Below are 7286 nucleotides of genomic sequence, written 5' to 3' on the forward strand. Positions count from 1 at the left end.
GAGGAGACGGCGGTTCGGGAGGCGATCAAGCGCTTCTACGAGGCCTTCGATGAGGGCTTCAGCGCTCCTGCCGACTACGCCACCGAGGACTGGCACCATGTGAACCCCTTCGGCGGGCTCGACGCCAGCCGGGCGGCAACGCTCAACACCGTGCGCGAAGTGCATCGCGCGTTTCTGCGAGGTGTGACGGACACGGTCCAGGAGATGTCCATCCGATTCGCGACACCAGACGTCGCGGTCGGAACGGTGATCAGCCTGATGAGCGGCTATGTGGGGCCGGATGGGCTGGCGCGTGAAGCCGGTAGGTTCATCCGCACCTTCGTAGTGGTGAAACGTGAGGAGCGCTGGCTCATCATGCAGGACCACAACACGGCGATCGCCAGTCAGAGGGGTTAGCCTCACTTTTGCGTCCGGTGCTGCAACACCTTTGGTCGGCTCAACGCTCCGGATCGATGATCGCCTTGAATCTCGAAACGGCGGCCGGAAACGATGTCGCCAGGCGCTTGGCTGCTTCGAGCGAGGGGCCGATTCGACGAGGTCGAAATCTCCATAGCTGTGCGTGGCGCGATGACGAAAGCTTCGCGTCTCGTGCAGATCGGCGGCAATCTCGCCGGACAACGGGGCCGGGCGCTGGTACCGCCCTTTGACTGGCGCCCACAGCCGGTCGACAACTCTGGCGTGCCAGTCGTCCCCTTTCGGGTCGCTCCTCATCCAGGATCCGCAGTATCCTCAGCAAGGCTGCCTCGGCAGCAGCGTGTCCGGACTGCATGGCGTGCATCAGCGCCATCTCAGCCCGATGGCGGTCGAGTTCATCGCCGTCGAAGCCGCCCGCTTCCCTGGGCCACGGCCTTGGTGAAACGCCGCACAGCCGCAGCCACGTCGGCCTCCACATCCAGCCAGCACGCATCGCTCACTGCAGGACCACCGCGTCCCGGTGAACCCGTTCCAGCAACGAGCTGCACGCGTCACCAATCAGAATGATGTCCGGCTTGAGCCCGAGCTCGATGCTGATGGCCTCGGCATAGTCCCGCGCCGTACGCTCCGCTGCCTTGGGGAAGGCGACGACGACATCGAAGTCGCTGTCGAATCGCAGCTCCCCTCGCGCGGCGGACCCGAACACCAGGAACCGGCCCGCATGCCCGGCCGCATAGCTGGCGAGCCGCTGCATCGCGGCGGCGATTGCCCGCTGCAGACGCTCCGTCTTGCCGGCTTTGCGCGCTGCGATCGTCACGACCATGCCTTGTCCTCACTCGCGGCAGTACTAGGAGGCCGAGCCGGTGGCGCCAAGCTCGCCCCGCCGGGCGGCTACCCTCCCCGTGTCCTCAGCATCCACGACTCTGCCTTCCGGTAGTCGCGGGGCGTGAGGCCGAGCAGTTTCTTGAACTGCCGGGTGAAGCTGCTGGGATTGTCGTAGCCGACGCGGTTCATGATTTCGGCGATCGGCAGCAGCGTGTCACGCAGCAGCGCGGCCGCGGTACTGATGCGGAGCGTCACGGTGTAGGTCCTCACGCTCTGCCCGGTGACGGATCGGAAATGTGTATTCAGCGCCGTGCGGTTGCTGCCGCAGCTCTGCGCCAGTTCCTTCAGGGTGAACGGCCTGTTGTACCACTCGTGCACCAGCAGCAGCGCCTGGTCGAGCCGGTTGCCGGTCGCGGCGGGCCGTTGGGCGAGCGCGGGCTCGTCGACGAGGACGCGGAGCTGGAACAGCAGTTCGATCAGGAACGAGCGGGTGCGGCAGGGCCAGTTCAGGTCGCGCTGGGTTTCGCCCTCGGCGCTCATGCGGGAAAAGGCAAGGTCAAGCTGCTGGCTCAGCGCCGGCGGCAGGAGGAGAGGCCGGCCGACATGCTTCGGATCGGCGAACGGCCGCAGCAGGTAGGCGTCCTGCTCGGCGGTTCCGGCAAAGGCGGGGGTCTCGCGCAGCGCGTCGGGACTGAATGCGCTGTTGACGACGCTCGGATCGAAATAGGCCACGCGAAGCTCGAGGCCCTGCTGGCGGAGCAGCTCGGGCCGGGTCGCCTCGTCGAGCAGGATCACGGCGGGCGCCGCGATCAGCTGCAGGCCGTGCGTGCTGTTCAGCACGCATGAGCCGCCTGCCACATGCACGATCGCGAAGCGCGGGTGCTCGGGCAGGGCGGCGGCCAGCGGCCCGCCGCGCTGCACCGCGAGCGGCACGATGTAGCCGCGATAGCGTTCGCGGCCCACGATGGCGAGGGGGGCGGCGGTGGCGATCTCGGCCGGGTGAGAAATTGTCATTTGGCACATAATGGCAGCCGCGCGGCGATCACGCCAGCGGCAACGCAGCAGCTAGGGCAGGGGGCCGGTCACGGATGGCCGGTCTCAGGGAGACTACCCATGCACATCAGCTATCCCCGCCGCGGGCGCATCGTCGCCGGACTTCTGGCGCTTGCCGTCGCCCTCCTGCCCATGGCCGCAACCATGCCTGCCGCCGCTGCAGCCGAGGCGGCAACCGAGCCCACGGGAAGGCCGGTCAGCTTCAACAGCAATGACGGCGTTGTGCTTTCGGGCATCTGGTACGGCGAAGGCAACCACGTGGTCGTCATGTCGCATCAGTACAACCACGACCAGCAGAGCTGGAAGCCGCTGGTGGCGAAGCTGGTCGGCCAGGGCTATGCGGTGCTGACCTACAATTTCCGCGGCTATCCGCCGTCGGAAGGCACCAGGGAGATCGGCCTGATCGGCGGCGACCTGAGTGCGGCGGTGCGCTTTGCTCGTGGCAAGGGGGCAGGCGAAATCGTGCTGATCGGCGCCAGCATGGGTGGCATCGCCACGGTGCCGGTGGCTGTTGCCGAGCATGTCACCGCATACGTCACGATATCGGCGCCGCTCGGCTTTGCGGGGCTGGAGGCGAGCGATGGAGCGCTCAAGGGCACCTCGGCGCCAAAGCTGTTCATCAACAGCGAGCTCGACGACTATATCGAGGACACGCGCCACATGGCGGAGGTAGCGCGCGAGCCCAAGACTCTGGCGATCTATCCGACCGGCTTCCACGGCACCGACCTGTTTGCCACCGAGAGTGGGCCGCAGTTGCAGCAGCAGATCGTCGAATTCGTCGAGGCGAGCATGCCGCTCTGACGCAGCGCGGGCGGCCATCCGGCCGCCCGATCTTCACCCGGCCAGCCGGGGCCTGATCCGAATAGGGGCGGCGACGCACTGGTTTCGGCCCTGCGACTTGGCGTCGTAGAGGGCGAGGTCGGCCAGGCTGATCAGCCAGGAGCCGTCATGCACCGCGTCTTCCTCTCGCGGGTCGATCGCGGCGACGCCGATGCTGATGGTCACCACCCGCCAGGGCGGGTTGCGCGGGTGCGGGATGGCGAGCGACTGCACCTGTCGGCAGAGGTCGGCGGCGATGGTCCGTGCCGCATCGAGACTGGTGTCGGGCAGCAGCAGCACCAGTTCCTCGCCGCCATAGCGGGCCGCCAGGTCGGTCGGGCGCCGCGCGCCGATCGCCACCACTTCGGTGATCGCCTTGAGGCAGGTGTCGCCGGCCAGGTGCCCGTGGTCGTCGTTGAAGCGCTTGAACCGGTCGGCATCGATCATCAGCAGCGACAGCGGAGCGCCGGTGCGACGCGACCGCGCCACCTCGCGGCTCAGCGCCATGTCGAAGGCCCGACGGTTGGCGATGCCGGTCAGGCCGTCCTGCATCGCCATGCTTTCGAGCCGCATCTCCAGCCGCTTGCGCTCGGTGATGTCGCGCGTCACCCCGACGACGGAAGGGTTGTCCGACTGCTCGGCGGCGATCCGCAGGGAGGTCTCGAGCCAGAGCTCGCGGCCATCCCTGTGCATCCGGCGGAAGGTTACGGTCTCCTGCTCCGAGGCGCCGCTGCGCAGCCGCTCCGCGGCGGCCCGGACGGAGGCGCGGTCGTCCTCGTGGATGACCTCGAAGGCATTCCTGCCGATGAGGCCCTCCGGGCCATAGCCGGTCAGCCGCTCCAGGGCAGGCGAGGCATAGGTCCGGGTTCCGTCGCTCTCGAAGCGCTCCACCAGGTCGCTGGCGCTTTCCGCGAGGAGGCGGAACTCCGCCTCCTTCTGTTCGAGCACGGTTTCGCTCTTCTGCCGGCGGTAGATCTGTTCGGCGAGCCGGAGGCCCAGCAGCGCCGCCCCGAGGGTCAGGGCGAGGGTGATCGCGGCGTGCTGCACGGCACTGCGGCTCCAGCTCGCCAGCGCCTCGTCGCGCGACACCGCCACCACCGCGATCAGCGGGTAGCGCGCGCCGCGGTCGAAGCCCCCGATCTTGGCCACGCCGTCGATCGGCGAGACGAACTGGTAGGCGCCGGAGTTCCGCGTCGCGAGCTGCTGGCTGAACATTTCGGTGCCGCTGAGATCGGTGCCGATGAATTTTGGCTGGTACGGCTCGCGACTGAGCAGGCGCCCGGCGCCGTCGAACAGGTTGATCGAGCCGCTCTCGCCGACATCGATCGTGTGGTAGACGCCGGAGAAGTAGCGCGCATCGATGGCCGCCACGATCACACCGCCGAAGCTGCCGTCAGGGTTGTTGAAGCGGCGGCTCACCGTGGTGATAATCGCGCCGTCGCCAGCAGCGCGAATCGGCGCGCCGAAGAACGGTGCGCCGCTGGCAGAGTGCAGGTGGTTCTGGAAGTAGGTGTAGGCGCGCTGGTTGTCGCCGGGCGGCATGTTCTCGGCCGTGGTCGCCAGCCAGTTGCCGTCGGCGCCGTAGACGTAGAGCCCCCTGAGTCGCTGGGTGCCGGCCATGGTGCTGGTCATGAACGCCTGCGTTTGCCGCAGCCCCTCGGCGTCGGTGCCGTTGGTATTGAGCTGGAAGGCGACCATCGACACCGATTGCTCGGCGAGCTCGTAGGTGTCCTCGGCGTGCTGGCGCATCGAGCGGGCGAGGTTGCTGGTATCGAGTTCGGCTTTCAGCACGGCCGCGTCATGGGCCACCCATTCGCGCCAGCCTTCTAGCGTCACGATCGCCGCGCAGATGGCGAGCACGTAGAGGGCAGCGCCAAGGCTCAACGATCTGGTGGCCGGACGGGCCATGGGGTGGGACTTCCCGTTGCCTGCTGTCTTGATCCGTGTCGCATGATTTCGTTAACATCGGCCCAAGCAATACCCTCGCATCGTCCCTGATGCGTTCACCAAAAAGCAAACGGACGGCCCGTGGACCGTCCGTTGAAACTGTTCGAGTCTGGCCGGCCTTACTTGGTGAACGGCACCGTGGCCTTGATCGTGTCGCCCGAGGCGTTGAACACCACCTGGAATTCTACGGTAATGCTCTTGCCCGCGCCCTTGAGGACGATCGCCGCGGTTACGGTCATGTCGTTGCCCTGCTCGTCCTTATCCCGTTCCTTGAGATTGAAGACGACGGCGTCGCCCTGCTTCTTGCCGACCGCGAGGCCGGAGAACGTGACGTTCGACGTCATCGCCGCTTCGTAGCGCCGGGCGTCGTCGTTGAAGGCGAGCGTGCCGTTCACCGACAGGCTGGTGCCCGCCAGCGAGCAACGGCCGGCATAATTGACCTTTTCGGCGTTGCCTTCACTGAGCGACAGCCGGCACACCACGGATTCCTTTTCCGCTCCGATCAGCGTGCCGCGACCCTTCCAGCTGCCGACATACGACTTCAGCAGGGCCACATCGGCCGGTGCGGCATATGCCGGCACCGCAGCCATCGGGGTTGCGATCAGCAGACCGACGAGCGCGACGATGCGCGACAGGGGTCCGAAGAGCTTCATTTCTTAACGCCTCCAAGCGGATGAAAGAATCGCCCCCCGGCGACCAACAGTGCAGGCAGGATGAACACATCTCCGATCACTGCAAAGCCGAGAGTTATCACAAACAGAGTACCAAACAAGGCAACTTGCGGCAGTTCCGAGAACATGACGATTGCCGTACCAGAACAAAGGATCAGTGTTGCGGCGATGATCGCGCCGCCGATACGTTCCATCGTGTGATGTACCGCATCGAGATGCGATCGTCCCTCTTCACGCCGCGCATGCAGATAGTGCGAGAGGAAGTGGGTGGTGTCGTCCACCGCGATACCGAAGGCGATGGTCAGCGACAGTACCGTGGTGAGCTGCAGTCCGGCTCCCGACCACCACAGGTAGGCCTCGGTGCCGAGGATCGGGAACAGGTTGGGGATCGCCGTCGCCACCGCGACGCGGAGCGAGCGGAAGGCCCAGCCGATCAGGAACAGGTTGACGATCACCGAGATGGTCAGGTCGAGCTGCAGGCCGCGCACGATGTTGTCGGTGGCGTAGGTGGTCATCACGCGGAAGCCGCCGACCTCGGCGCCCTCGATGCCGGCCGCCTTGATGTCGGCCTGGATGCCTTCCTTGAGTCGTACGAGTTCGTTCGAGTCGATGATCGTCGGCATGAAGCCGGTGACGAGCGCTTTCATGCCGTCATCGGTGACGAAGCGGCGCTTGAGGTCGCCCACGGCGTTGAAGATCTGCTCGCGGGTGAAGCCGGAATCCGCGTAGTGCGTGAACGCCGCGGCCGAGATCACCTTGTTCACGCCCAGGTACTTCTCGACGATGTTGTGCACCACCTGCACCGTCTTGAAGTCCTCGTCGCCCACATCGGCCATGCCCTGCTTCAGCGGCACGCTGACATAGAGCGGCGCGACGCCGCCGACGCCCTGGTCGATCTGCTCGGCGGCGGTCAGCGCGGTCGAGTCCTTGGCCATGAAATCCTCGAAGGAGAACCGCGGCTGGATCAGGAAATAGGGGATCAGCAGCAGGCCGGTGGCGAGGATTGCGCCCACCGCGATCGGCCGGCCGTAGCGCTTGGCGAGGAACCAGGCGACGGGGATCGGCGCGGTGATGGCAAAGCTGGGCTTGGGGGCCTTGAAGCCCAGCCGCACCGCCAGCTTCAACAGCAGCGGCAGGAAGGTCATCAGGCAGATGAAGTTGGTCAGCGAGGCGATCGTGCCCGCGTACGAGAATTCCTGGATGCCCTGGCCGGCGGTCAGCGACAGCGAGGCGAAAGACACCAGTGTCGTCAGCATGGTGAGCGCACTGGCCGGGCCGACCACGCGGACGGTCTCGTCGACCGCCTTGTAGGGATCCATGCCCTCCCGCCAATAGGCGAGCCAGTTGAAGATGAAGAACAGGCTCTCCGCGAAGGCGATCACCAGAACGATCGTGGTAACGATGATGGTGAGGAACGAGAACGAGCCGAAGAGGGCGATGATGATGCCCATCACCCACATGATGGCGACGAACGGCGTCGCCGCCACGAGCACCGCGCCCCAGAACGAGCGCAGCGACACCAGCGCACTCAGCGAGCCAAGCGCGAAGCCGTAGATG

General features: G+C 66.2%; 8 protein-coding genes. 2 read left to right on the plus strand and 6 right to left on the minus strand.

All coding sequences use genetic code 11. The features are described 5' to 3' along the window. Positions 1-396, plus strand: a 396-nt coding sequence (locus JWQ89_RS22050) for a nuclear transport factor 2 family protein (protein WP_299644771.1), incomplete at its 5' end; no start/stop codon positions are given. Between the two features lie 40 nt (positions 397-436). On the opposite strand, the gene JWQ89_RS22570 is transcribed toward JWQ89_RS22050, so the two are convergent. The 3 genes from JWQ89_RS22570 to JWQ89_RS22060 form a co-directional block, all read right to left on the minus strand. Then, a complete protein-coding gene (locus JWQ89_RS22570; protein ID WP_366144034.1) occupies positions 437-907 on the minus strand; it encodes a hypothetical protein in 471 nt (156 codons plus the stop codon). A gap of 3 nt (positions 908-910) precedes the next feature. Further along, positions 911-1237 (minus strand): nucleotidyltransferase domain-containing protein, encoded by a 327-nt coding sequence (locus JWQ89_RS22055; protein WP_299644773.1) that lies wholly within the window; start codon positions 1235-1237, stop codon positions 911-913. Between the two features lie 68 nt (positions 1238-1305). Beyond that, positions 1306-2253: an AraC family transcriptional regulator gene (locus tag JWQ89_RS22060; protein WP_299644774.1), complete on the minus strand. Its 948-nt coding sequence runs from the start codon at positions 2251-2253 to the stop codon at positions 1306-1308. Positions 2254-2352: 99 nt separating this feature from the next. On the opposite strand from JWQ89_RS22060, the gene JWQ89_RS22065 reads away from it, so the two are divergent. Then, positions 2353-3093 (plus strand): alpha/beta fold hydrolase, encoded by a 741-nt coding sequence (locus JWQ89_RS22065; RefSeq protein ID WP_299644775.1) that lies wholly within the window; start codon positions 2353-2355, stop codon positions 3091-3093. 33 nt (positions 3094-3126) lie between these two features. Here JWQ89_RS22065 and JWQ89_RS22070 read toward each other — a convergent pair whose 3' ends face one another. The 3 genes from JWQ89_RS22070 to JWQ89_RS22080 form a co-directional block, all read right to left on the minus strand. Then, positions 3127-5019 carry a diguanylate cyclase gene (locus JWQ89_RS22070; RefSeq protein WP_299644776.1) on the minus strand — a complete coding sequence of 631 codons (1893 nt, stop codon included), beginning with the start codon at positions 5017-5019 and terminating at the stop codon, positions 3127-3129. Positions 5020-5177: 158 nt separating this feature from the next. Further along, positions 5178-5711, minus strand: a complete 534-nt coding sequence (locus JWQ89_RS22075; RefSeq protein WP_299644777.1) for a hypothetical protein — start codon at positions 5709-5711, stop codon at positions 5178-5180. Further along, on the minus strand, positions 5708-7286 hold a 1579-nt coding region (locus JWQ89_RS22080; protein WP_299644778.1), incomplete at its 5' end, for an MMPL family transporter. The genes JWQ89_RS22075 and JWQ89_RS22080, both read right to left, overlap by 4 nt.

Origin of the sequence: Devosia sp., from assembly GCF_028290645.1 — a bacterium.
In the GTDB taxonomy this organism is placed as follows: Bacteria; Pseudomonadota; Alphaproteobacteria; order Rhizobiales; family Devosiaceae; genus Devosia_A.